The organism is Arthrobacter sp. 05T47, from assembly GCF_056395825.1.
Map to the genome: position 1 here is coordinate 313,283 of NZ_JBFTKG010000003.1, position 23,096 is coordinate 336,378.

General features: G+C 67.1%; 24 protein-coding genes. 15 read left to right on the forward strand and 9 right to left on the reverse strand.

Annotated features, from left to right (window positions below):
- Positions 1 to 42: 42 nt before the first annotated feature.
- The 4 genes from pyrE (at position 43) to AC1DEY_RS05230 (ending at position 3,325) form a co-directional block, all read left to right on the forward strand.
- Positions 43 to 627 (forward strand): orotate phosphoribosyltransferase, encoded by a 585-nt coding sequence (pyrE, locus tag AC1DEY_RS05215; protein ID WP_441408081.1) that lies wholly within the window; start codon positions 43 to 45, stop codon positions 625 to 627.
- Positions 628 to 725: 98 nt separating this feature from the next.
- Positions 726 to 1,535 (forward strand): GAF and ANTAR domain-containing protein, encoded by an 810-nt coding sequence (locus tag AC1DEY_RS05220; protein WP_476867048.1) that lies wholly within the window; start codon positions 726 to 728, stop codon positions 1,533 to 1,535.
- Positions 1,536 to 1,630: 95 nt separating this feature from the next.
- Positions 1,631 to 2,176, forward strand: coding sequence for a hypothetical protein (locus AC1DEY_RS05225; RefSeq protein ID WP_476867049.1), 546 nt, complete (start codon positions 1,631 to 1,633; stop codon positions 2,174 to 2,176).
- A gap of 120 nt (positions 2,177 to 2,296) precedes the next feature.
- Positions 2,297 to 3,325 (forward strand): thioesterase domain-containing protein, encoded by a 1,029-nt coding sequence (locus AC1DEY_RS05230; protein ID WP_476867050.1) that lies wholly within the window; start codon positions 2,297 to 2,299, stop codon positions 3,323 to 3,325.
- A gap of 9 nt (positions 3,326 to 3,334) precedes the next feature.
- On the opposite strand, the gene AC1DEY_RS05235 is transcribed toward AC1DEY_RS05230, so the two are convergent.
- Positions 3,335 to 4,189, reverse strand: a complete 855-nt coding sequence (locus tag AC1DEY_RS05235) for an HAD-IIA family hydrolase (protein WP_441408077.1) — start codon at positions 4,187 to 4,189, stop codon at positions 3,335 to 3,337.
- Between the two features lie 90 nt (positions 4,190 to 4,279).
- Between AC1DEY_RS05235 and AC1DEY_RS05240 the strand changes: the two genes are divergently transcribed.
- From AC1DEY_RS05240 to AC1DEY_RS05260, 5 genes are all read left to right on the forward strand, one after another.
- Positions 4,280 to 4,954: a TrmH family RNA methyltransferase gene (locus AC1DEY_RS05240; RefSeq protein WP_476867086.1), complete on the forward strand. Its 675-nt coding sequence runs from the start codon at positions 4,280 to 4,282 to the stop codon at positions 4,952 to 4,954.
- Positions 4,955 to 5,102: 148 nt separating this feature from the next.
- Positions 5,103 to 5,456: a hypothetical protein gene (locus AC1DEY_RS05245; protein WP_476867051.1), complete on the forward strand. Its 354-nt coding sequence runs from the start codon at positions 5,103 to 5,105 to the stop codon at positions 5,454 to 5,456.
- Between the two features lie 3 nt (positions 5,457 to 5,459).
- The gene (locus AC1DEY_RS05250) at positions 5,460 to 6,035 is read left to right on the forward strand and encodes a hypothetical protein (protein ID WP_476867052.1); all 576 of its coding nucleotides are present in this window, start codon (positions 5,460 to 5,462) and stop codon (positions 6,033 to 6,035) included.
- Positions 6,036 to 6,268: 233 nt separating this feature from the next.
- Positions 6,269 to 7,288, forward strand: coding sequence for a class II fructose-bisphosphate aldolase (gene fbaA / locus AC1DEY_RS05255; protein ID WP_441408075.1), 1,020 nt, complete (start codon positions 6,269 to 6,271; stop codon positions 7,286 to 7,288).
- A gap of 2 nt (positions 7,289 to 7,290) precedes the next feature.
- Positions 7,291 to 7,716 (forward strand): DUF3151 domain-containing protein, encoded by a 426-nt coding sequence (locus tag AC1DEY_RS05260; RefSeq protein ID WP_018776136.1) that lies wholly within the window; start codon positions 7,291 to 7,293, stop codon positions 7,714 to 7,716.
- Between the two features lie 143 nt (positions 7,717 to 7,859).
- Here the strand turns inward: AC1DEY_RS05260 and AC1DEY_RS05265 are convergent, their stop codons facing one another.
- Both AC1DEY_RS05265 and AC1DEY_RS05270 read right to left on the reverse strand, forming a co-directional pair.
- Positions 7,860 to 8,492, reverse strand: coding sequence for a uracil-DNA glycosylase family protein (locus tag AC1DEY_RS05265; protein WP_476867053.1), 633 nt, complete (start codon positions 8,490 to 8,492; stop codon positions 7,860 to 7,862).
- A gap of 183 nt (positions 8,493 to 8,675) precedes the next feature.
- Positions 8,676 to 9,944, reverse strand: a complete 1,269-nt coding sequence (locus AC1DEY_RS05270; protein ID WP_476867054.1) for a cobalamin-independent methionine synthase II family protein — start codon at positions 9,942 to 9,944, stop codon at positions 8,676 to 8,678.
- 227 nt (positions 9,945 to 10,171) lie between these two features.
- Between AC1DEY_RS05270 and AC1DEY_RS05275 the strand changes: the two genes are divergently transcribed.
- Together AC1DEY_RS05275 and AC1DEY_RS05280 are read left to right on the forward strand one after the other, a co-directional pair.
- Positions 10,172 to 10,507 carry a hypothetical protein gene (locus AC1DEY_RS05275; RefSeq protein ID WP_476867055.1) on the forward strand — a complete coding sequence of 112 codons (336 nt, stop codon included), beginning with the start codon at positions 10,172 to 10,174 and terminating at the stop codon, positions 10,505 to 10,507.
- A 197-nt stretch (positions 10,508 to 10,704) separates the two neighbouring features.
- Complete coding sequence (locus AC1DEY_RS05280) at positions 10,705 to 11,994, forward strand: adenylosuccinate synthase (protein WP_441408071.1); 1,290 nt, start codon at positions 10,705 to 10,707, stop codon at positions 11,992 to 11,994.
- 66 nt (positions 11,995 to 12,060) lie between these two features.
- On the opposite strand, the gene AC1DEY_RS05285 is transcribed toward AC1DEY_RS05280, so the two are convergent.
- Positions 12,061 to 12,732, reverse strand: coding sequence for a GntR family transcriptional regulator (locus AC1DEY_RS05285; protein WP_476867056.1), 672 nt, complete (start codon positions 12,730 to 12,732; stop codon positions 12,061 to 12,063).
- Between the two features lie 110 nt (positions 12,733 to 12,842).
- Between AC1DEY_RS05285 and AC1DEY_RS05290 the strand changes: the two genes are divergently transcribed.
- Positions 12,843 to 13,853, forward strand: a complete 1,011-nt coding sequence (locus AC1DEY_RS05290; RefSeq protein WP_476867057.1) for a 1-aminocyclopropane-1-carboxylate deaminase — start codon at positions 12,843 to 12,845, stop codon at positions 13,851 to 13,853.
- Positions 13,854 to 13,951: 98 nt separating this feature from the next.
- On the opposite strand, the gene AC1DEY_RS05295 is transcribed toward AC1DEY_RS05290, so the two are convergent.
- Positions 13,952 to 15,151 (reverse strand): DDE-type integrase/transposase/recombinase, encoded by a 1,200-nt coding sequence (locus AC1DEY_RS05295; protein ID WP_476867058.1) that lies wholly within the window; start codon positions 15,149 to 15,151, stop codon positions 13,952 to 13,954.
- 540 nt (positions 15,152 to 15,691) lie between these two features.
- Here AC1DEY_RS05295 and AC1DEY_RS05300 point away from each other — a divergent pair.
- From AC1DEY_RS05300 to AC1DEY_RS05310, 3 genes are all read left to right on the forward strand, one after another.
- Entirely contained in the window at positions 15,692 to 16,225 is a 534-nt protein-coding gene (locus AC1DEY_RS05300; RefSeq protein WP_476867059.1) for a hypothetical protein, read from the forward strand.
- A gap of 130 nt (positions 16,226 to 16,355) precedes the next feature.
- A complete protein-coding gene (locus AC1DEY_RS05305) occupies positions 16,356 to 16,904 on the forward strand; it encodes an RNA polymerase sigma factor (protein ID WP_441408067.1) in 549 nt (182 codons plus the stop codon).
- The gene (locus AC1DEY_RS05310) at positions 16,901 to 17,740 is read left to right on the forward strand and encodes a hypothetical protein (RefSeq protein WP_476867060.1); all 840 of its coding nucleotides are present in this window, start codon (positions 16,901 to 16,903) and stop codon (positions 17,738 to 17,740) included. The genes AC1DEY_RS05305 and AC1DEY_RS05310 overlap by 4 nt, the downstream gene beginning before the upstream one ends.
- Here the strand turns inward: AC1DEY_RS05310 and AC1DEY_RS05315 are convergent.
- The 4 genes from AC1DEY_RS05315 to acs are packed head-to-tail and all read right to left on the reverse strand — an operon-like array spanning position 17,697 to position 23,030.
- Positions 17,697 to 18,260 carry a CoA-binding protein gene (locus AC1DEY_RS05315; RefSeq protein WP_476867061.1) on the reverse strand — a complete coding sequence of 188 codons (564 nt, stop codon included), beginning with the start codon at positions 18,258 to 18,260 and terminating at the stop codon, positions 17,697 to 17,699. The two genes, AC1DEY_RS05310 and AC1DEY_RS05315, sit on opposite strands and share 44 nt — an antisense overlap.
- Positions 18,257 to 19,633 (reverse strand): O-acetylhomoserine aminocarboxypropyltransferase/cysteine synthase family protein, encoded by a 1,377-nt coding sequence (locus AC1DEY_RS05320; protein ID WP_476867062.1) that lies wholly within the window; start codon positions 19,631 to 19,633, stop codon positions 18,257 to 18,259. Before AC1DEY_RS05320 ends, AC1DEY_RS05315 begins: the two co-directional genes overlap by 4 nt.
- Positions 19,633 to 20,820, reverse strand: a complete 1,188-nt coding sequence (sfnG, locus tag AC1DEY_RS05325; protein WP_476867063.1) for a dimethylsulfone monooxygenase SfnG — start codon at positions 20,818 to 20,820, stop codon at positions 19,633 to 19,635. The genes AC1DEY_RS05320 and sfnG overlap by 1 nt, the downstream gene beginning before the upstream one ends.
- Positions 20,817 to 23,030: an acetate--CoA ligase gene (gene acs, locus AC1DEY_RS05330; RefSeq protein ID WP_476867064.1), complete on the reverse strand. Its 2,214-nt coding sequence runs from the start codon at positions 23,028 to 23,030 to the stop codon at positions 20,817 to 20,819. The genes sfnG and acs overlap by 4 nt, the downstream gene beginning before the upstream one ends.
- Positions 23,031 to 23,096: the final 66 nt, after the last annotated feature.

The window sequence follows — 23,096 nt, forward strand, 5'->3', positions numbered from 1 at the left end:
CGGCTGGGAACCAGCGGCGGGCCAGCCACTAAACTGGGACCCATGACTGCCACCCGTGACTTCGCAGCCGACGCTGCCGCTGCCCGTGCCCGCCTCCTGGAACTGATCAAGGAACTGGCCGTCGTCCGCGGCAAGGTCATCCTCTCCAGCGGCGCGGAAGCCGACTACTACATCGACCTGCGCCGCATCACCCTGCACCACGAGGCGTCCAAACTGGTGGGACAGGTCATGCTCTCGCTGCTGGAGGACGCCGGGATCGATTTCGAGTGCGCCGGCGGGCTCACCATGGGGGCAGACCCGGTGGGCACCGCCGTCATGCACGCCGCCGTCGACGCCGGGCGCCCCGTGGACGCGTTCGTGGTCCGCAAGGCGCAGAAGTCCTACGGCATGGGCCGCCAGGTGGAAGGTCCCTCGGTGGAGGGCCGCAAGGTCCTGGTCCTGGAAGACACGTCAACCACCGGCGGTTCCGCGCTGACCGCCGTCGAAGGTGTCCGGAAGGCCGGCGGCAACGTGGTGGCCGTCGCCGTAATCGTGGACCGTGACACGGGGGCCAAGGAAAAGATCGAAGCCGAAGCCGGTGTTCCGTACCTCTTCGCCTTCGGCAAGGACGAGCTGGGCCTGAGCTAGGCGGTCCGCCTTTAGCCCGCGCGGGTGGACGGTGGGTAGACCGTGATTTATCATTTGTCGAATACCGTCCGTTCCATTTCACCTGGAGAACACGCGCCATGCTCCCGTCCGATAAGTCCCCGATCAGCGGTGCGAATCTGGGCGCCGAAGGCCAGGGCGCCGACGTGTCAGTCGGCACGGTCGACCAGATCCAGAACCTGATCCTGGACAGCGCGGACTTCGAAGCGTTCCTGAATGAACTCGCGCGTTTTTCCGCGCACCAGGTGGCGGGCTCCGGCGACGACGCCCTGTGCGGAATTACGCTGCTGCGGGACCGCAAGGCCGCCACGATCGGGTGGAGCAGTGACTCCGCCCGCGAAGTGGACGAGATCCAGTACTCGCTGTCCCAGGGCCCGTGCCTGACCGCGGCCAAGGAGGAACGGGAAGTCTACGTCCCGGACCTCTTCGAGGAGGACCGCTGGGGCCCCGACTACGCCGCCGCCGTCGCCTCGCACGGCCTGCGCTCGGTGCTCTCGGTGCCTTTCCACCTCCAGGGCGAAGCCCAGGCGGCGCTGAACCTCTACTCCGATGTCCCGCGCAAGTTCGACGGCGACGTAGCGGCCCGGGCCCGCGGCTACACCCGCGAGATCTCCCAGGCGCTGCGGCTGGCCGTCCGGTTCTCGCTGCACACGGACAGTGCCACCAACCTGCGGGCCACGCTCGAATCCCGGACCGTGATCGACATGGCCATCGGAATCGTCATGGCGCAGAACCGCTGCGACCAGGAAACCGCGGTCCGGATCCTCACCGACGCGTCCAGCAACGGCAACGTCAAACTGCGCGATATCGCCGCATCCCTGGTGCAGTCTGTCGGCGGAACGGCAACCCGGACGCACTACGAAGAGCCGGGCAGGCGACAGCCAGCCTGAACCGGAAGTCGCCTATGACTTGTGCGCAGCCACAGGCGGGGATACGCTGGGGGCGGTTGAGCCGTCGGCCATAGACACCCTTCTTTGGAGTACCTATGGACCAGTCGCTGCAAGCCCACGTTAAACTCGATGTCGTTTCCGACGTCGTCCGGATCATTGTCCGGGGGAGCCTCACGCAAGCCTCCCGCCCCTCCCTGATGCACATCATCCAGCGCGTTCGCCGCATGGGAATCAACTCGCACATCCGCGTCGACCTCGGCCTGGCCGCCGTCGTGGAATCGACGGCGCTGTCGGGCTTGCGCAACGATCTCAACGCGGTCGACGGCGGGAGCGCCGGCCAGGACGCCGCCGGCATGACCGCCCCCGGCGGCGTCTCCCTGGAACTGACCCCGCGCGGCGATGATTCGGGCGCGCTGCCCACCCTGGACATGTCCGGAGAGTTCCTGGCCTCGGTCGACCCCTCCGGCACGCGGCAGCTGACCCGGTACTCCGACGACGAACTCCTCGCCGCGAGCGACTCCGTGTTCGGCCTGCTGGATGACCCCACTGACATGGCCCGTTCGGAACTCCTGGCCACCTATGACGAGATCGGCATGGAGATCAGCCGCCGGGAGGTCGGTCGCGAGGCGGAGCCTGCCTAGCCATTTAACGGGCGGCAAGGGAGCCAACGGGAGCCCAGGCTGCTGCCCTGTGGGACTGCCGTTTGGACCGGTTTCTCTTCCCCGCCCGTGCGTGGATACGGTAGAGATGTGCCGGCCGAGATGGAACCGAACCATCCGCGAGGCCCCGGTTCTGCCGAGGCCCGCCTGCTCCGCCGCGCCGTCGAACTCAAACGCGTTTCACGGCGCACGTTCCTGATCGGCGCGGGGTCCGCGTCGCTGCTGGCGGCGGACATGCTGTTCACCCGGCGCGTGCAGACCGAGCGGCGGACCACCCGGATCATCGAAGTACCGGATGACGTCGCCGAACGGTATTTCCCCTACGCCAGCTGGATCCTGTTCCCCGGCTACAAGACGAGCTGGGAAGAGGCCCAGTGGATCCTGAACGCACTGCGCGGGTCCCTGAACAAGCGGGGCCAGCTCGCCGCCGTCGGATATTCCAACGAGGGGCTGGACATCGACGAGGTGGTCATCGCCGTGATCGAGCACGCCCGCGCCCACAACCTCACCACGCTCTACTTCTACGGCCACAGTTTCGGCGGCATGGTGGCAACCCAGGTGGCCGCCCGGCTGCGCGAGCTGCACGGCGTGGAAGTGGCTTTCATCCTGCTCGATTCCAGCCCTGCGAGCCGGCATGACGTGCTGGACCAGAGCTGGTTCGAGGGCGTGGTGCTGCTCTACGAGAGCGGGTTCCGCTTCCCCACAGTGCTGCGCGGCGGCTACGAGCTCGGCGAGCGGATGCTGCACAAGGATGAACGCAGTTGGGGCCAGATCGTGGACCAGACCCTGGAGCAGCTCTCGCCGATCGCGCCCTCCAGCGTGCTGATCCAGTCCGAATCGGCCTACATCTACCACTTCGAGGCCAGCCGCTTCGTTGGCAAGCTCGGCGGGACGAAGATGGCGTTCATCGGCAACCCCCGGGACAAGACCGTGGACTACGAGACCGCCCGGGATACGTGGTCACTGACCTTCCAGGCCAACATGGTCTCGGATGACCTGCGCACGGACGGAGCCAGGCCGGAGCACGCGAGCCCGGGCTGGAGCCCGTTTATCTACCGGCCCATCATCGAAAAACTCCAGGACGAGCTCTTCCCGCTGCCGGGCGGCGGCGGGAAGATGACGGCGTTCTGAGGGGGTTGCCTAGATCTGGTTTTTGAGGTCCGCCACGGAATTCAGGATCTGGTTCGGCCGGAACGGGTACGCGGCGATGTCGTCCCGGTGCGTGATGCCGCTGAGCACCAGCACCGTGTGCAGGCCCGCTTCCATGCCGGCGATGATGTCGGTGTCCATGCGGTCACCGATCATCGCTGTGGTCTCCGAGTGCGCGTCGATCTGGTTCATCGCCGAACGGAACATCATCGGGTTGGGCTTGCCCACAATGTACGGTTCGCGGCCCGTCGCCTTGGTGATGAGCGCCGCGATGGCCCCGGTGGCGGGCATGGGGCCGTCCTTGGACGGGCCGGTGGCGTCCGGGTTCGTGGCGATGAAGCGCGCCCCGGCCAGGATCAGCCTGATGGCCATGGTGATGGCTTCGAACGAGTAGGTGCGGGTCTCGCCGAGCACCACGAAGTCGGGGTTCTGGTCGGTGAGGATGAAGCCTGCCTCGTGGAGCGCCGTCGTGAGCCCCGCTTCACCGATTGTGTACGCGCGGTTCCCCGATTCCGAGCCGCGGACCTGGTCCTTGAGGAACTGGGCGGTGGCCAGGGCCGAAGTCCAGATGTTCTCCTCCGGGATTTCCAGTCCGGAAGAGCTCAGCCGCGCCGCGAGGTCCCGGGGCGTGAAGATCGAGTTGTTGGTCAGCACCAGGAACCGCTTGGAGGTGTCCACCCAGCGCTGGATCAGTTCCGAGGCGCCCGGGATGGGCTGGTTCTCGTGGACCAGCACGCCGTCCATGTCCGTCAGCCAGCACTCGATTTCCTGGCCGCTGCGGTACATCGAAGCATAGGAACGTGTCTCTCCTGAGTCGGTCGCCTGCTCGTCGCGTTGATCTGCCATGGTGTCCTCCGCCGTAAGTGTGCCGCTACCTGGGTCCCAGTCTAATGTTGAGGCGTGACTGAACCCGAGATCCCCGGCGACGCCGGCGTAATGCCTGTGCCAGCGACATCAGCGGAGCCGGCAGCAGAGGCAGAGGCAGAGGCCGAACCGAAGGCGGAGGTCGGCGTCGGCCCCTGGGAAGGCGACCTTCCCCAGGGCGAGCACTGGGATCCGGACCTCCTGGCCGACGGGGACCGGCGCAATGTCGTCGACAAATACCGGTACTGGAAGCACGAGGCGATCGTGGCGGACCTGGACTCCAAGCGCCACAGTTTCCACATCGCGATTGAGAACTGGCAGCACGACATGAACATCGGCACCGTGGTCCGCACGGCCAACGCGTTCCTGGCCAAGGAAGTCCACATCATCGGACGACGCCGGTGGAACCGCCGCGGGGCCATGGTCACCGACCGGTACCAGCACGTCCGCCACCACCCCACCGTGGAGGACTTCGTGGCCTGGGCCCAGGGGGAGGGGCTGGCGATCATCGGAATCGACATCTTCCCGGACTCCGTCCCGCTGGAGACCTACGAACTGCCCAGGAACTGCGTCCTGGTCTTCGGCCAGGAGGGCCCGGGCCTGACCCCCGAGGTCCACGACGCGGCCGTGGACACCCTGTCGATCGAGCAGTTCGGCTCCACCCGGTCCATCAACGCCGCCTCCGCCGCTGCGATCGCGATGCACGCCTGGATCCGCCGCCACGTGTTCGGCCAGCTCCCGGGATAGGGTCGGGTCCGCCGAAACGCCCCGCGAGACTGCACTTCGCGGCAGTGTTTTCGCCTCACATTGCCGTGAAATGCAGTCTCGATGGCGCCTGCGGTCACGACCTGTGGAAAACGCTCACGGCGCGGGGCCGAAACGGTCACAATGGGCCATGCGCCGGGCACCGCTTCCCATTCATCTGACCACCGGTTCCTTCTCGCTGCGCGCCGCCGACAAGGCCGGCGTCACCCGCACCCGCACCGAAGCCCGGGACCTCGTTACGGTCTCACGCGGGATCCGGTTGCCCGTGGACGCTGCACCCTCGGGCGCCGCGGCCCTGCGGGCCTACACCGAGCTGGACGACGAGTCCGTGCTCAGCCTCGGATCAGCGGCGCGGCTCTGGGCGGCCCCTCTGCCGGGCCGGCTTGAGGAAGATTGGCGCATCCATCTCGCACGACGGCGGGGCCTGAGCGCGCCCCGCCGGGTCAACGTCGTGGGGCATGTGCTGACGTTGTTTCCGGACTAGGCGGTGGAGCTCGACGGCGCCCGGCTCACCTCGCCCGCCAGGACGTGGCTGGACCTGGCCTCGGTACTGGGTGTGGACGAACTCGTCGCGGTGGGTGATGCCCTGGTGTGCTCCCACGGCCCCGAGTTCCCCGTGCCCCGCGAACCCCTGTGCGGCATCGAGGAATTGCGCGCCATGGTGGCGCGACATCCCGGCTGCAGGGGCGTGCGCAAGGCCCGCGCCGCCGTCGAACTGATCCGTGTTGGGGCTGACTCGCCGCCCGAAACCCGGCTGCGCCTGACGCTCCTTCACGCCGGCCTGCCCGAGCCGGTCCTGAACCTGGTTGTGCGGGGTGGAGCAGGCGCTCCGGTGCTGTGGCCCGATGCCGCCTATCCCGAGCGGCGCATCGCGCTCCAGTATGAGGGCGCACACCATAACGGGGAGGACCAATACCTGCGCGACATCCGGCGGGCGGACACCGCCGCGTTCTGCGGGTGGCTTGAGGTGCGGGTGTCCCGGCTGGATCTTGCCGGCGAGCATCCCGCGGCCGTCCGGAAGGTCCGGGCAGCGCTGGAGAGCCGGGGCTGGCGCGCGAGATGACAGTTCGCGGCAATGCCGGGCGCGCACACTGCCGCGAACTGCAGTCTGGGCCCGCCACGGGCCGGGCCGCCGCGAGCTCACGGGGTAGGGCGCAACCGGCGGGGCGCGAGTGTTACAGGGGCACAGTGACCGGAGACACGGCCCCGGCGCAGGAATGACTAGGATGGTTCGTAGCCGACGAGGTTCCTTCCAGAATCACCAGCCCGTAGACGAAATTCACTTTAGGAGTCAGCATGCCCATTGCAACCCCAGAGATCTACTCCGAGATGATCGACCGCGCAAAGACGGGCGGCTTCGCCTTCCCAGCTGTCAATGTCACGTCCTCCCAGACCCTGAACGCCGCCCTGCGCGGGTTCGCCGAGGCCGAGTCCGACGGCATCGTCCAGGTTTCCACCGGCGGTGCGGCTTACTGGTCCGGTGCCTCCACCAAGGACATGGTTGCTGGCTCCCTGGGCTTCGCGGCCTTCGCCCGCGAGGTGGCCAAGAACTACGGCGTCAACATCGCCCTGCACACGGACCACTGCCCCAAGGACAAGCTGGACGGCTTCGTGCTTCCGCTGCTCGCAGCGTCCGAGGCCGAGGTCAAGGCCGGCCGCAACCCCCTCTTCAACTCCCACATGTGGGACGGTTCGGCCGAGACCCTGCAGGAAAACCTGCGGATCGCCCGTGAACTGCTCGAGCGCACCGCGGCCGCCAAGATGATCCTCGAAGTTGAGATCGGCACCGTCGGCGGCGAGGAAGACGGCGTCGAGAACGCCATCAACGACAAGCTCTACACCACGGTCGAGGACGCCCTGGCCACCATCGACGCGCTCGGTTCCGGCGAAAACGGCCGCTACATCACCGCGCTGACCTTCGGCAACGTGCACGGCGTGTACAAGCCGGGCGGCGTCAAGCTCCGCCCGGAGATCCTCAAGGACATCCAGGAGCAGGTGGGCGCCAAGATCGGCAAGGCCAACCCGTTCGACCTCGTGTTCCACGGCGGCTCCGGCTCCTCGGACAAGGAGATCGCCGACGCCGTCTCCTACGGCGTCATCAAGATGAACATCGACACCGACACCCAGTACGCCTACACCCGCCCGGTTGTGGACCACATGCTGCGCAACTACGACGGCGTGCTGAAGGTCGACGGCGAGGTCGGCAACAAGAAGCTTTACGACCCCCGCGTCTGGGGCGCCTCCGCCGAGGCCGGCCTGGCCGCCCGCGTGGTCGAGGCAGCCCAGCAGCTGGGCTCCACCGGCAAGACCTTCTAGCCATGTCCGATGAGTTCCGCAAGAACCTGATGGGTCCCGAGCCCACGCTCCTGCCTGCCGAGTCTGAGATCTATCAGCACCTCGCGCTCGGCCAGGAAGCCGTGGACCTCGTGGCGAAGCACCCCACGTCCTCGCTCCTGTGGGCCATCCTGGCCGAGGAGGCGTGGAACGAAGGCCGCACCATCGATTCCTACGCGTACTCGCGGGTGGGCTACCACCGCGGCCTGGACTCGCTGCGCCGCAACGGCTGGCGCGGCGTCGGGCCGATCCCGTGGGAGCACGAACCCAACCGCGGCTTCCTGCGCTCGCTCTACTCGCTGGGCCGTGCGTCCGCGGCGATCGGCGAGGCCGAGGAGCCGGAGCGGATCGAGAAGTTCCTGAAGGATTCCGATCCCGGCGCGAAGGCGGCCATCGAAGCCGAAGGCTGATCTGGGGTTGAACCAACGACGGCGGGCTCCCACCTCAAGGTGGGAGCCCGCCGTCGTTGATGCTCAGATGCGGGTGCGGGTGGTTGGGCCCACGCCCGCTGGGTTCCCTGGCCGAGCTTGCGAGGTTAGGGTCCGGGTGGGGATTAGCTGGCTTTGGCCAGGCCCGTGCGGGCCATGGCGTCCGCGTACGCGGTGCGCATTTCGGCCAGGTACTCTTCCTGGCGGGCCGGGGTGCCGGCGAACGCCCGGCCGCTGAGCGAACGGACCTTGTAGGTCTTCAGGCCGCGGCGCCAGATCATGGGCACTTCGGTCTTGAGCAGCAGGTTGGCCAGGCGGTTTGCCTCGGTGCCGTGCGCCACGATCACGGAGGCGCGCGGCACGAGGGCCAGGAACTTCAGCAGCGGCTTGAGGCCCGCCGAAATCTGGTCCGGCGTGAACTTGCCGTTAGGCTCGCCCGGGACGTGCCACGGGTGGACGTTCCACGGCATGACGAATTCGGGGCGCAGGCCCAGCTTCCACTGGATACCGAGCATGCGGGTGGCCGCCTCGTCATCGCCGGCGGTGATGAAGCCTGACGCATCCGCGGTGCCGATGTTCGAGTACAAGCTGATGATGCGGCACTCGTCGACATCGTGCATGGGGTCCACGTAGGGGACAGCGGTGCCAGCTTTGGTTGCCTGGAGGACGTCGAGGAGCTCGTTGACGGGGGCGACGCTAGGTTCGTACCGGCGGCTCAGAAGCTCTTCGCGGAAATTTTCGGTGGCCAGGGCTGTCATATGGTGCTGGGTCTCCTGCGGGATTGGCAAAGCTGCCACACCACCGCGGAGACGCCTGATTCAGGGCATGCTGAGCAACGGTGTGGTTTGAAAATGTGGTGTGGACCGATTCCTGGTCGATCCTTATCAGTCTATCAAGCCCCGCGAAATGCAGCGCCGGGTCCGGCCTGCCGTCCGGTGGTGCTACCAGAGCCGCTTGGTGGCGCGGCGGGCCCCCTCCCCTAGGGACTCCAGCTTGGCGTAGGCGATTTGCGGGTGCACCCGGCCGCCCAGCCCGCAATCTGTGGAGGCAATCACATTTTCCCGCCCCACGAGGTCCGCGAAGCGCACGATCCGGTCGGCCACGAGGTCCGGGTGTTCCACGACGTTGGTGGCGTGCGAAACGACGCCGGGGACGATTGCCTTCCCCTCGGGAAGCGTCGTGTCTTCCCAGACCCGCCACTCGTGCTCGTGCCGGACGTTGGCGGCCTCGAAGGAGTAGCTGCCGGCATTGATCTGCAGGACCGAGCCGACGATGTCCGCGAACGGGATGTCCGTGGTGTGGGGACCGTGCCAGGAGCCCCAGCAGACATGCAGCCGGATCTGCTCCTGCGGGAGGTCGCGCAGGGCCCAGTTCGTTGCCTCGACCCGGAGCTGGATGAACTTCAGGTAGTCCGCCAGGCTCGGTTCGGGGTTGATCTGGTCCCAGCTCTCGGCCAGGGACGGGTCGTCGAGCTGGACCGTCAGGCCGGCGTCGATGATGGCTTTGTACTCCTCCCGCATGGCGTCGGCGCAGGCGTACAGGAGTTCCTCGTCGCTCCGGTAGTACTCGTTGGCCACGCGGGCGCACGACCCGGGGGAGAGGGAGGCGACGAACCCCTTGGCGAGGCCTGCCGCGGCCAGGCCGGTCTTCAGGTTGGCGATGTCGGAGGCCACGAGCGCCTGGCCCGTGTACGTCAGCGGTCCCGCGATCTTCGGCTGGGTGACGGACTTGCGGTGGGCCAGGATCCCGGAGGAGGGGTCGTTGTACGCTTCATCGAACTTCTGCCGGTCCCGGCGGTCGGGGAAGGAGGTCAGGACGATGTGGCCCGGCGAGGAACGGTGCACCTTGGCGTCGGCCCAGCGGTCCACGTCGGTCGGTTCCAGGCCGCCGAGCCGGGAGAAGGAGTAGTTCCACCAGGCTCCGTAGTCCACGGAGCTGGACATCGTATGCCCGTACTCGCCGTCGTTGGGGATGTCGATCCCCAGATCCTTCTGGCGCTGCACGACATCCACCACCGAAGTTTCGAGAAGGTCCAGGAATTCGGGCGAGATGCCGTCGGTCTCCTTGGCCTCGTTCGCCGCGATCAGCTCGGTGGTGCGGGGCAACGAGCCGGCATGGGTGACGCGGATGTGGTCGGCGTTCGGGGAAACGGTGCTCCGGGTAACGGTGCTCCGGGTAACAGTGCTCGGGGAGATGGCGTTCTGGGACATGGCGCTCTTTCCTTTCCATCGGTCCTGGCGGTAGCACCGTTGCCGGCCACGGCTGCCGCGGCGAAGCGGGCCGTGTCCGGCAGGGTTGCTCCGGCGTCAACGGTCCAGGTCCCTCGGCCGCTCGGGATGGTTACTCCCACTCAATTCCACACTGGCTGCTCTTGCAAGTGGCGCCCGCAAGTCATGCCCGCTATGTGGCGGCCGCGACCTGGGTGGATGATGCAGCTATGAAGAAGAACGAATCCTCCGCTGCCGCCGTCGACGCCTTCGAAGGCGTGGCCGCAGACCTGGCCGGCGCGGGAGCAGCCCTGGGCCAGACCTTTGGCGCCCGGGCCCTGATGGTCAACAAGAAGGCCATGGCCTGCCTCAACGGAGACGCGATGGCCTTCAAGCTGGGCAGGGATTCGCCGGATCACACCGGCGCCCTCGAACTCCCGGGCGCGCGGCTCTTCGATCCCTCTGGCATGGGCCGGCCCTTCAAGGACTGGGTGGAAGTGCCGGCGGCGTCGGCGGGGGCGTGGCCATCGCTCGCGGAAGCCGCCTTGGCGTTCACCGCGGGCTAGCCGCCGCGTCCACACAAGGACCAAAAACGATATCGGCCACCAATTTCGGCTAAACTTGGGTGGTAAGAGCCCCGGAACTCTGGCGTTGGTAAAGAGCACAGCGGTAGATTCGGGGCATTCTCATGAACGGCGCTGAGCTGCGGTGATCACCTGGTGCATCAACCAGAGCTCGGCCCGAACGAATGGGGGAGGATCCCATGCCAGCAATCGTGATCGTCGGAGCCCAATGGGGCGACGAAGGCAAAGGTAAGGCCACTGACCTGCTTGGTGGCCGCGTCGACTACGTCGTCAAGCCCAACGGCGGCAACAACGCCGGGCACACCGTCGTCGTAGGCGGTGAGAAGTATGAGCTCAAGCTCCTTCCGGCCGGCATCCTGAGCCCGAACGCGATTCCGATCATCGGCAACGGCTGCGTGGTGAACCTGGAAGCCCTGTTCCAGGAGATCGACGGACTGGAAGCCCGCGGCGCGGACACCTCCAAGCTGCGCGTCTCCGCCAACGCGCACCTCGTGGCGCCCTACCACCAGGTCCTGGACAAGGTCACCGAGCGGTTCCTCGGCAGCCGCGCCATCGGCACCACCGGACGCGGCATCGGCCCGGCCTACATGGACAAGGTGGCACGCCTGGGCATCCGCGTCCAGGACGTCTTCGACGCCTCGATCCTGCGCCAGAAGGTGGAAGGCTCGCTGCGCCAGAAGAACGAACTGCTGGTCAAGGTCTACAACCGCCGCGACATCGAGGTGGACGAGATCGTGGAGTACTTCCTGTCCTTCGCCGAGCGTCTGCGCCCGCTGGTCATCGACAGCACCTATGTCCTGAACACCGCCCTGGACGAGGGCAAGGTGGTCCTCATGGAGGGCGGCCAGGCCACGTTCCTGGACGTCGACCACGGCACGTACCCCTTCGTGACGTCCTCGAACCCGACCGCCGGCGGCGCGTCCGTGGGCTCGGGCATCGGCCCCACCCGGATCTCGCGCTCCATCGGCATCATCAAGGCCTACACCACCCGCGTGGGAGCCGGGCCGTTCCCCACGGAACTGTTCGATGAGATGGGCATGTACCTGCAGAAGACCGGCGGCGAATTCGGTGTCAACACCGGCCGTCCCCGCCGCTGCGGCTGGTACGACGCCGTCCTGGCCCGCCACGCCTCCCGCGTCAACGGCTTCACGGACTACTTCGTCACCAAGCTGGACGTCCTCACCGGAATCGAGCAGATCCCGGTCTGCGTGGCCTACGACGTCGACGGCGTGCGGCACGACGAAATGCCCATGACCCAGACCGAGTTCCACCATGCCAAGCCGATCTTCGAGTTCTTCGACGGCTGGACCGAGGACATTACGGGCGCCCGCACCCTGGAGGACCTGCCGGAAAACGCCCGGAACTACGTCCTGGCCCTGGAAAAGCTCTCCGGCACCCGGTTCTCCGCGATCGGCGTCGGCCCGGACCGCGACCAGACGATAGTGGTCAACGACCTCATCAACGACTAGCGCCCCACTGACGGGCTTACGACGGCGGCGGGCCACCCTGGACGGGGCGGCCCGCCGCCGTCGCAGTTAAGTTCCTATGCCGGGCTGCTCCGCGGACGTGAAACGCAGCGACAGCCAATTCTCCCGGCAGGCCCTGGCGGTGGCTTCGGTGTCACCCAGGCGGGCGAGTCGGATGATTTCGGCGTGCTGCGCCACCGATTCCCGGGCGGCAAAGGAGCCGAAGCGCATCCGCTCCACGCGGCGCAGGACGGGGGTGGTCTGTTCCAGGAGTTCCCTAAGCACGAGGTTGCCGCCGGCCGTGACAAAGACGGCGTGAAAATCGTCATCGGCCTCGAGCGCCGACTCCACGTCGGCGTCCCGTAGGGCCTGTTCGAACCGCGCGTTGGCCTGGGTCATCGCGTCGAGGTGTTCCTTGGCCAGGACCGGGACGGCCAGGCGCGCGGCCAGCTCGTGCAGCCCGGCGACCACCTGCTGCGTGCTGAGGGTGGACGCCTGGTCGTAGGGGGCCACGATGGTCGCCTTGCCGGGCAACGCGATGACCAGGCCTGCCCGTTCCAGCCGGAGCAGCGCCTCCCGGATCGGTGTCCGGCTCACGCCCAGCCAGGCCTCCAGCTCTGTGTCTTTCAGCCGTTCGCCGGGCTCGAAGGTGCCGTCCACAATCGCGTTCCGGATCGAGTCAAAGACGTTGTCCCGCAGCAGCGGCCGCTTATGGACTCCGGAGAGCGGGGGTACGGGCATGCAACATATCGTATATCGCTCTTGTCCTTCCGGAGCCGATGTCGGAGAATGCAATATATTGCATTCTGCACGTTTAGAAAGCCGTTCCCACCGCGAGCGAAGGACTGTCGATGGCCATCACCGATTTTGAGCGCTACCCCCTGATGTTTGGACCGAGCCCCGTCCACCCGCTGCCGCGGCTCAGCGCGCACCTGGGCGGAGCGCAGATCTGGGCGAAACGGGAGGACGTCAACAGTGGTCTCGCGTTTGGCGGCAACAAGACCCGCAAGTTGGAGTACTTCGTCCCGGAGGCCCTGGCGCAGGGCGCGGACACGCTGGTCTCCATTGGTGGCTACCAGTCCAACCACACCCGCCAGGTCGCCGCGGTGGCGGCGAAACTCGGCCTCAAGGCCCGCTTGGTCCAGGAAAACTGGGTCGACTGGCCGGACCCGCTGTCCGACCGTGTGGGCAACATCCTGCTCTCGCGCATCATGGGTGCCGATGTCCGGCTGGACAGCGCGGGCTTTGACATCGGCATCCGCAGCAGCTGGGAGAACGCGATCGAGGAGGTCAAGGCCGCCGGCGGGAAGCCGTACGCGATCCCCGCGGGCGGGTCCGACCACCGGCTCGGCGGCCTGGGCTTCGCCAACTGGGCCTACGAGGTGCAAGAGCAGGAGCGGGAACTTGGCATCTTCTTCGACACGATCGTGGTCTGCACCGTCACCGGGTCCACCCACGCCGGAATGATCGCCGGTTTTGCCGGCCAGGACAAACCGCGCCGCGTGATCGGCATCGATGCCTCGGCCACCCTGGCGAAGACCCACGACCAGGTTGAGCGCATTGCCCGGAACACGGCCGAGCTGATCGGCGTGGGCAGGGAGCTCCGCGACGATGAAATCAACGTCATGGAGGGTTGGGCCGGGGACCTCTACGGAATCCCGGTGGATTCCACCCTGGAAGCCATCCGCCTGGGCGCCTCGCTCGAGGCCATGATCACCGACCCCGTCTACGAGGGCAAGTCCCTGGCCGGGCTGATCGACCTCGTGAAAAGCCGGGAGATTCCGGCCGGCAGCAACGTTCTTTATGCCCACCTGGGCGGGCAGATCGCCCTCAATGCCTACAGCGGGCTCTTCCGCTCCTAAAGAGCTGTTGCGCTCACTTAGGGTCGTTCTGAGTGCGTGTCATGTCTCATGACCTTGTGGACACTTCATGTCTCAGGACTTCGTAGACGGTTGATGTCTCAGGACTTCGTGGACGGGTGCTTGGTGGGGCCGTTGCGTCCGATGTAGACGGTTCCTTTGGGCGGGCGGGGGTGGCTGGTGATTTCGGTTCCCCGTGCGTCGAAGAACATGATGGTTTCCTCGTCGTGGAGGACGTGGACCTGTTCTCCTGCGTGGTTCGTGCCGATGTAGAAGTGCATGCCGATAACGGTGACTTCGCCCTGACGCCCTACTTTTCGTTGCACGCTCTGGCGGGGTGTGGGTTTGCGGGTTTCGGGGGCAGGGGGCTCGGGCGGCAGGGCTGTCGCGGTGGCGTTCCAGGCTTCGGCCGGGGTCGTGCCGGGCGGCAGTGCCTGGTGTTCACGCTCGGTGTTGTAGTACGTGTCGAAGGCATCGACACGGGCCTGTAGTTCCGCGATGGTCCCGGCGTGGGTATGGCGGTTCAGGTAGGTGTGCAGGGTCCGGTGGAAGCGTTCGTTCTTGCCCTGGGTGGTGGGCTTGTAGGGTTTGCCGGTGATCGGCACGACGCCCAGGGTTTTGAGGTATTCCACCAGGGCCCCGGTGCGGCCCATCCGTGTGGGATTGAACGCTGCCCCGTTGTCCGACAGGAACTTCTGGGGCACTCCGTGGCGATCGATAGCCATCCGCACCACCCGGATGGCCGCCTCGGATGTCTCCGCGTCGGCGACCAGGGATGCCAGTGCCAGGCGGGAATGATCATCGATGAGCTGGAAAATGGCCACCTTGGTTCCGCCGGCCAGCAGCCACTGCGTGGAGTCGATCTGCCAGCATCCGTTGGGTTCCGGATAGACGAATCTTTGGTAGGCGCTGCGCGGTTTCTTCCTCGGTTCCGGGACCACGACCCCGGCCCGGGTGAAGATCCGGGCCAGGGTGGCACGTGATGGCGGTTGGACCCCTTGGCGTCGCAGTCTGGCCGCGACGCTCAGCGGTCCGTGGTCATAGCCGAGGCTCTTGAGGGACTCCCTGGTGGCAAGAGCCAGCTGCGCCAACGAGGCATCGATCTGGGCCGGGCTGGTCACCGGCCTGGTCGAGGCCGTTTCCATGGCTTTGATCGGCCCCACCGCCGCAGCCGCGGCCCGGATCTTGTAAAACCAGGCCCGGGACACCTTGTGACGCCGGCAGAACTGTGTGACCGCACCCCTCTCAGCGTCCTCAGGCCATGTCGCCACCAAGTGCCGGATCTTGATATCGGGCTGCATTCTGCTCATGTTCCGAGCAAAACCGGTCCGGGTGTCCACGATGTCCTGAGACACACTGTCCACGATCTCTTGAGACAGAAACGTCCATTAAGTCATGAGACTCCACAGCTGTTCTGAGTGCTTCAGAACAGCCCTAAGTGATAGGGCAACGGGTGGGCGGTAGCGGCGCACGACGGCGGCGGGTTCCCTTGCAAGGGGGGCCCGCCGCCGTCGTCGTTAAGCCCGCAAAGCCGGGCTCAAAAAAGAAAATCAAGAAATTTCCGATTGGTGCGTAACCTTTCGGGCTCGCCCAGCGATTACCTCTTTGTAAGCGCCGCCGGAGTTCGGACCCCCCACCAGACACCGGCTGGCCTTCCACCGTAAGCGCCGACCGGCGCCTTCCCCCCATCTGGTCTCCGGTCGGCCCTTTACCGTAAACGCTTGCCGGCGCCCGCCCCCATCGGGCGCCGGCCAGCCTTCTATGGCGAGAGCGGGCTGTCGACGGCCCCCATGCGGCTTCAGCCCGCGTTCCACCCAAAAAACAAAGGATGTATTTCTGTCATGAAGAGTGTTAGCAAGACCACAAAGATCGCTGTCGGCGCCGCAATCCTGGCAGTCGGAGGCTTCTCCGGCATCGGACTGGCCAACGCGGCCCAGATGTCCGGCTCCCAGCAGTCCGAAGTGAACCACGCTACGCCCGCCACGCCGGCAACCCCGGCTGTGCCCGCCACTCCCAAGCTCCCGGCCAAGCCCGCTGTTCCGGCCGTGCCCGCCGTTCCGGCTGCGCCGTCCACTGACGACGTCACCAAGGGCGACGGCTCCGCCAAGGGCGACGCCGACGTCGACGGTACCAAGGGTGCCGGCGAAGGCTCCGTCGACGCAGACCAGGACGGCGCCACCGTCAAGGGCGATGCCAGCGTCAAGGGTGCTGCCGGCGAGGCACGCGCCAAGGCCAACGTCAAGGCTGCAGTTCCGGCCACCCCGGCCGTCCCCGCGGTCCCGGGCGCCAACGGCGTGCCGGCAACCACGGCCGTTCCGGCGACCCCGGCCGTCCCGGCCAAGCCGTCCGTCGATCTGCCCCAGCACGACCAGTAATTCCGGCTGTTCAGCCTGGACCCGGCACGGGTCCGCAAGGAAGGAAGGAGCCCTGATTTTGAAGGGCTCGGGGGTGCGGCCGCTAGACTTGCGGGGGGCCGCACCCCAGTAGTAACGGAAGGACAGCCTCTTGGCACAGCAGCTAAGCGACGACGACTTGTCAGCCGCTTTAGCTGGTGACCCATCAGGGTTCAGTGCGGTCTACGTGGCTATTTCCCCAGCCGTCCTGGGCTATTTCCGGGCCCGGGGCGTGGACGACGCCGAGGCCCTGACCCAAGACGTGTTCGTAGACGTCCTGCCGAAACTGGCCGGCGTCAGCGGCGGCCACGCGGGTCTGCGGACATTTATTTTCTCGGTGGCCCATGCGCGGCTGGTCGACTACCGGCGGCGCGCGGAGCGCACGCCGCATCTGGCCGAATACGACCCCCTGAACGACGCGCGTTATTCGGCATCCGCCGAGGACGAGGCGCTCGGATCCCTGGGCGGCATCTCTGCCACTCTCGCGAGGCTCAATGAGGAGCAACGGGAAGTGCTGGTCCTGCGCATCGTCGCGGACCTCTCCATCGAACAGGTGGCCGGCATCATGGACAAGACCCCTGGTGCCATCAAGCAGCTTCAGCGCCGCGGGCTCAGTGCCCTGCGCGAACTCGTAACCGAAAAGGACCACGCAGCATCATGACCGGCACCCGCGATCCCCAGGAGGATGGCAGCATCCAGGCGATGCTGAGCGACTCCGGCCTCGAATCCGCGGCCGAGCTCCGGAGCGCGCTGGAAGAGCTCCGCGCCGTGGTCCCGGATGAGGCTCCCGCCCTCCGCGCCGATCTCGCGGCCCTGCTCGCCGCCGGCGCAGCCGCCCCCGCCGCCCCTGACTCAGCCGCGACGACGGCGCTGCCCGCTGTCGTGTCTGCGACGAAGGCGCTGCCCACTGTCGTTTCCGCGACGGATTCCGACCCTGAAGCCAACGAAGTGCTGCCGGCAGGTGTCACCAGCCTCGCCGAGCGCCGCGGCCGGAAGCGCCGGCTGGCAATCGTGGGCGGCGCCGTGATCGGTGCGATGAGCCTGGGAGCCGGAGCCGTGGCGGCATCCAGCGAGGATTTCCGGCACAGCGTCAGCCAGACCGTCGGCGTCATCTTCCAACCCGCGGGTCACGCCACTCCAGCCCCGGAACCCGTCCGGCCGTCGCCGTCATCGGTCCCGGTCCTTCCCGCGCCAGGCCCAACGTACCGTGACGTGGCGCCCGGCGCCGCGCCTACGGGGACATCATCGCCAAGCAGCTCAAGCCAGCCGGGCTCCGCGGCAGCCGGCCACACGCCCCCGGCCGCGCCGCCCGCCGTCGGCCGCGGTGGCATTCTGCCGACACCCGGCCAAAGGCCCAGCGCGCCGGGGCTGCCGACACCGCCCGGCCTTGGCGGCGGAAACCGCGGCGGCAACGGGGGAGGCGGCGAGAAGCTGCCCCGCGTTCCCGGCCACGTCACCCCGACACTGCCGGGAGTCCTCCCGACCGACGCCCCCTAAAGCGCAAACCGCCTTTTAACCCAGTTGCGCTATCACTTAGGGTCGTTGCCAGCGCGGGGACCGACCCGAAGTGATAGCGCAACGGCGGGTGGAAACGGGCATGCTCAATCTTCACGCAGCGGTCCATCACGACGTCGAGTCCGGCGGCTTCGGCCTCCTTGGCAACGTCCTCATGCCACGAGCCCAATTGCAGCCACAGCGTCTTGGCGCCGGCCGCGATGGCCTCGTCCAGGACACCTGGCAGGTCATCGTGCTTGCGGAACACGTCCACGATGTCCGGGGTTTCGGGCAGGTCCGCCAGGGACGCATACGTCGGCTGGCCCAGGATTTCCTTCACCACGGGATTCACGAAATAGACCTTGTACCGCGTTGAGGACTGCAGGTAGGTGGCTACGAAGTAGCTCGCGCGCGACGGCTTGTCCGAGGCGCCCACAATCGCGATCGATTTCGCCCGCCGCAGCAGGTTCAGCCGCTCCGGCGCCGAGGGGCCGGCCCAGGTCCTGGTCTCTTCCGTGCTCATGAGCGTGCTCCGATCGTGCAGGCGGCTGCTTCATCCGGGCCGGCTGACAAGGCTTCCGCGTCGGCCTCCAGGTCGGTTTCGACGGCTTCCAGGTTGGCCGCGTCCAGCGCCTGGTCCAGGTCCCAGAGGATGTCGTCGATGTCCTCGAGGCCCACGGAGATGCGGACCAGGTCCTCGGGGACGCCGGCGGACTCCAGCTGCTCGGGGCTGAGCTGCTGGTGGGTGGTGGAGCCGGGGTGGATCACCAGGGTCCGGGAATCGCCTACGTTGGCCAGGTGTGAGGCCAGCTGCAGGGCTTCGATGAACTTCTGGCCCGCGGCACGGCCGCCCTTCACGCCGAAGGAGAACACCGATCCGGGGCCCAGCGGCAGGTACTTCTGCGCCCGCTCGTAATGCGGGTGCGAGGGCAGTCCGGAGAAGTTCACGTAGGCCACGCGCTCGTCCGCTTCCAGCCATTCGGCGACGGACTGCGCGTTCTTCAGGTGCTCGTCCAGCCGCTGGGGGAGCGTTTCGACGCCCTGCAGCAGCTGGAAGGCCGACTGCGGCGAGAGCGCCGGGCCGATGTCACGCAGCTGCTCGCAACGCAGCTTGGTCAGGAAGCCGTATTCGCCGAAGTTCCCCCACCAGGACACGTTCCCGTAGGAGGCCACGGGCTCGGTCATGGTGGGGAACTTGCCGTTGCCCCAGTCGAAGCGGCCGCTCTCCACGATCACCCCGCCCAGGGTGGTGCCGTGGCCGCCGAGGAATTTCGTGGCGGAGTGGATCACGATGTCTGCACCGTGTTCGATTGGGCGCACAAGGTACGGCGTGCTCAAGGTGGCGTCGACGACAAGGGGGATGCCGGCGTCGTGCGCGACTTTGGCGAGTCCCGCCAGGTCCTGGACCTCCGAGGACGGGTTGGCCACCACCTCGACGAAGATCGCTTTAGTGTTTTCCCGGACTGCGGCGGCGTAGTCCACCGGGTCGGTGCCCGCGACGAACGTGGTGTCCACGCCGAAACGGCGCAGCGTGACGTCGAGCTGGGTGACCGTGCCGCCGTAGAGCTGGGAGGCGGCGACGATGTGGTCCCCGGCCTGGGTCAGCGCGGCGAAGGTGATGAACTCCGCGGCCATGCCCGAGGACGTGGCCACGGCGCCGATGCCGCCCTCCAGGGACGCGATGCGCTCCTCGAACGCGGCCACGGTGGGGTTGCCGATCCGGGAATAGATGTTGCCGTACTTCTGCAGCGCGAACAGGTTCGCGGCGTCCTGGGTGTCCTTGAACACGAACGACGTCGTCTGGTAGATCGGCACGGCACGCGCGCCGTGCTCGGCGTCGGGGGTGCCGCCGGCGTGCAGCGCGCGGGTGCGGAAACCGAACTTGCGGTCAGCCATCAGGCGGCCACCTCAACGTTTGCCACCGGGGTCTGGGACAGGTCCAGCTCGGTACCGTTCTTGCGGGCCAGGTCCGCCTCGAGTTCGCGGACGATCGGCAGGACGTCCTGGCCGAACGCGGCGACTTCCTCCTGGAAGTGCAGGTATCCGGTGAGGAACAGGTTCACGCCGATCTTCTTGTATTCAACGATCCGCTCGGCGATCTGCTCCGGGGTGCCGATCAGCTGGGTCTTGAAGCCGTCGTTGTACTGGACCAGGTCCTCGAAGCTCGAGTCGGCCCACATGCCCTTGCCGTCCTTGGTGGAGGCTCCGGCTTCCTGTACGGCGGCGCGGAAACCCTCGACGGCGGGCTTATGCGCCTTTTCGACGATCTCGCGGAGGGTGTCGCGGGCTTCCTTCTCCGAGTCGCGGGCGATGACGAAGCCGTTGAGGCCGAACCTGGGGGCGGGCAGTGAACCCTCGCGTCCGTTTCCTCCTGCCGCGGCGACAACCCCGGCGATGTTGTCCTTGAACCCTTCGAGGTCCTTGCCGTTGGAGAAGTACCAGTCGGCCACGCGGCCGGCGGTGGCCTGCGCGGCCGTGGAGTTTCCGCCGAAGAAAATCTCCGGGTGGGCCCGGCCCGGCACGTCCACCGGGGCCGGGCTCAGGGTGAAGTCGGAGATGTTGTAGTACTTGCCGGACTGGCTGTATTCCTGCTCGGTCCAGAGCCCGCGGAGGACCTTGATGAATTCCTCGGTGCGGACATAGCGCTCGTCGTGCTCGAGCCATTCGAGGCCGAAGTTCTCAAACTCCGCCTTGAGCCAGCCGGAGACGATGTTCACAGCGGCGCGGCCGTTGGAGATGTGGTCAGCGGTGATGATGAACTTCGCCAGGACGCCGGGGTGCCACATGCCCGGGTGGACGGCGGAAATCACCTTGAGGCGCTCGGTGGCGGCCAAGAGCGCCAGGCTGAACGAGGTGGCCTCGTGCTGCTTGTCCGCGCCGTAGGAGGCGGCGTAGCGGGTCTGGGTCAGGGCGTATTCGAAGCCGGAGTTTTCCGCGATCCGGGCCAGCTTCTTGTTGTAGTCGAAGTCCCAGGAGGTGCGCTGCTCGATGGTGGAAACCACCAGGCCGCCGGAGACGTTGGGAACCCAGTAGGCGAACTTGAGCGGTTCGGAAAGCCGGGCGACGTTGCTGATTTCAGTCATGAAAGGTCCTTTACTTCCGGGGCATTTCGGGTGCGCAGCACATTCTGGATGCCCGCGATGGATGGTTCGTTCTGGAGCGACGTGGTGTCCCCGAGCGTGGTTCCTTCGAACAACTGGGTCAGCAGCCGGCGCATGATCTTGCCGCTGCGCGTCTTGGGCACATCGGGAACGACGACGACGTCGCGCGGTTTCGCGATGGGGCCGATCTGCTTGGCGACGTGGGCCTTGAGAGCGCCGTGGATATCAGGGGTGTCCGCCGAATTTTTCAGCACCACGAATGCGACGATCGCGTGGCCTGTCGTGGCGTCCGCGACCGGGCAGACCCCGGCCTCCACCACATCCGGGTGGGAGACGAGCGCCGATTCGATCTCGATCGTGGAGAGCAGGTGTCCGGAGACATTGAGCGTGTCGTCCACCCTCCCGAGGATCCAGATGTCGCCGTCGTCGTCATACTTCGCGCCGTCACCGGCGAGGAACCAGCCCTGTTCGGCGTACTGGCGCCAGTAGGAATCGAAGTAGCGCCGCGGGTTGCCCCAGACCGTGCGGGCGATCGCGGGGCCGGGGGAGTCCACCACGATGAAGCCCTGGACACCCGGCGGAACCGTATTGCCGGCCTCGTCCACGATGCGGGTGCTGACGCCGGGCAGCGGGCGGGCGGCGCAGCCGGGCTTGAACGCGGTGTCCGTCGGGGCGGGGGAGAGGATGGTGGCGCCGGTTTCGGACTGCCACCAGGTGTCCACCACCGGGGCGGTGCCAGAGCCGATGTTAGCCCGGAACCAGCGCCAGGCCTCCGGGTTGATGGCCTCGCCCACAGTGCCGAGGAGGCGGATGGAGGAGAAGTCGTACGTGTCCGGGACGCCGTCGGGGAACCAGCCCATGAGGGATCGGACCAGGGTGGGCGCCGTGTAGTACTGCGTGACCCCGTAGCGTTCGATGATTTCGAAGTGCCGGCCCGGGTGCGGGGTGTTCGGCGTGCCCTCGAAGATGACCTGCGTGGCGCCGTTGGAGAGCGGGCCGTAGAGCTCGTAGGTGTGCGCGGTGACCCAGGCGAGATCGGCCGTGCACCAGTGCACGTCCTTGTCCCGGAGCGCGGGGTCGGGGTTGCTGAACAGGTGCTCGAAGCTCCAGGACGCCTGCGTGAGGTAGCCGCCGGAGGTGTGGACCAGGCCCTTGGGCTTACCGGTGGTGCCGGAGGTGTACATGATGAACAGCGGCGTCTCGGCGTCGAACGCTTCGGCTTCGTGGACGTCGGAGGCGATCCCGACGGCGTCGTGCCACCAGAGATCGCGGCCCGCGGTCATCGGGACGGTGCCGAGGTCCTCGGCCGGGGTGGTCCTGTTGACCACCAGGACGTGCTCGATCGCGTTCTCGCCGGAGACGGCGGCGTCCGCGTTGTCCTTGACCGGCACGGCGGTGCCGCGGCGGAACTGTCCGTCGGTGGTGACCAGGAGCTTGGCGCCGGTGTCCTCCACCCGGAACTTCAGGGCCTCGGCGGAGAAGCCGCCGAAAACCAGGGAGTGGACGGCGCCGATGCGGGCCACGGCGAGGGTGATGATCACGGTTTCGGGGATAACCGGGAGGTAGATGACCACGCGGTCGCCCTTGGTGATGCCCAGGTCCAGGAGGGCGTTGGCGGCTTTGGACACCTCGCGCTGGAGTTCGGCGTAAGTGACGGCACGGCGGTCGCCGGGCTCGCCCTCGAAGTGCAGGGCCACCTTGTCCCCGCGCCCCGCCGCTACATGGCGGTCGACGCAGTTGTAGGCGACATTGAGCCTGCCGCCCTCGAACCAGGTGATCTGCGGGCCGATGCCGGCCTCGACGTCGGCCGGGACGCGCCGGTGCGCGTCGTGCCAGGGCTTGCCGTTGTATGCGGGGCTGCCGGCGGTCGGGCCGCCGGGAGCGTCCGCCCAGTCGAGGCGGAGGGCCTGTTCTTCCCAGAACGCAACCGTCTCTGCCTGGACGGTTCCTGCGGTGGCTGTGCCGCTGTGGCGGGGGGTGGTGCTGCGGTGACGCGCCGGTCCGTCGGTGGGGACGCCGTGCACTGCGCCGTCCGTGGGCTCGGTCAGGGACCATCCCGACGAGCCGCGAGAGGAGCCGGGCGCGTCACGCAGCCCTGCTTCGATCGCCGTCGCGTCCGAAGAGGTTTGTGGGGTTGCCTCGGACGCAGTCCGGACAATCGTGGGCAAGGCGGAAGAATTCTCAGGGGTCATTTTTGGCACTCCATCGGTCCTGGCAGTAGCACCCTGGGTTCCTCCAGCTCCATCGAAAGAGCGGGT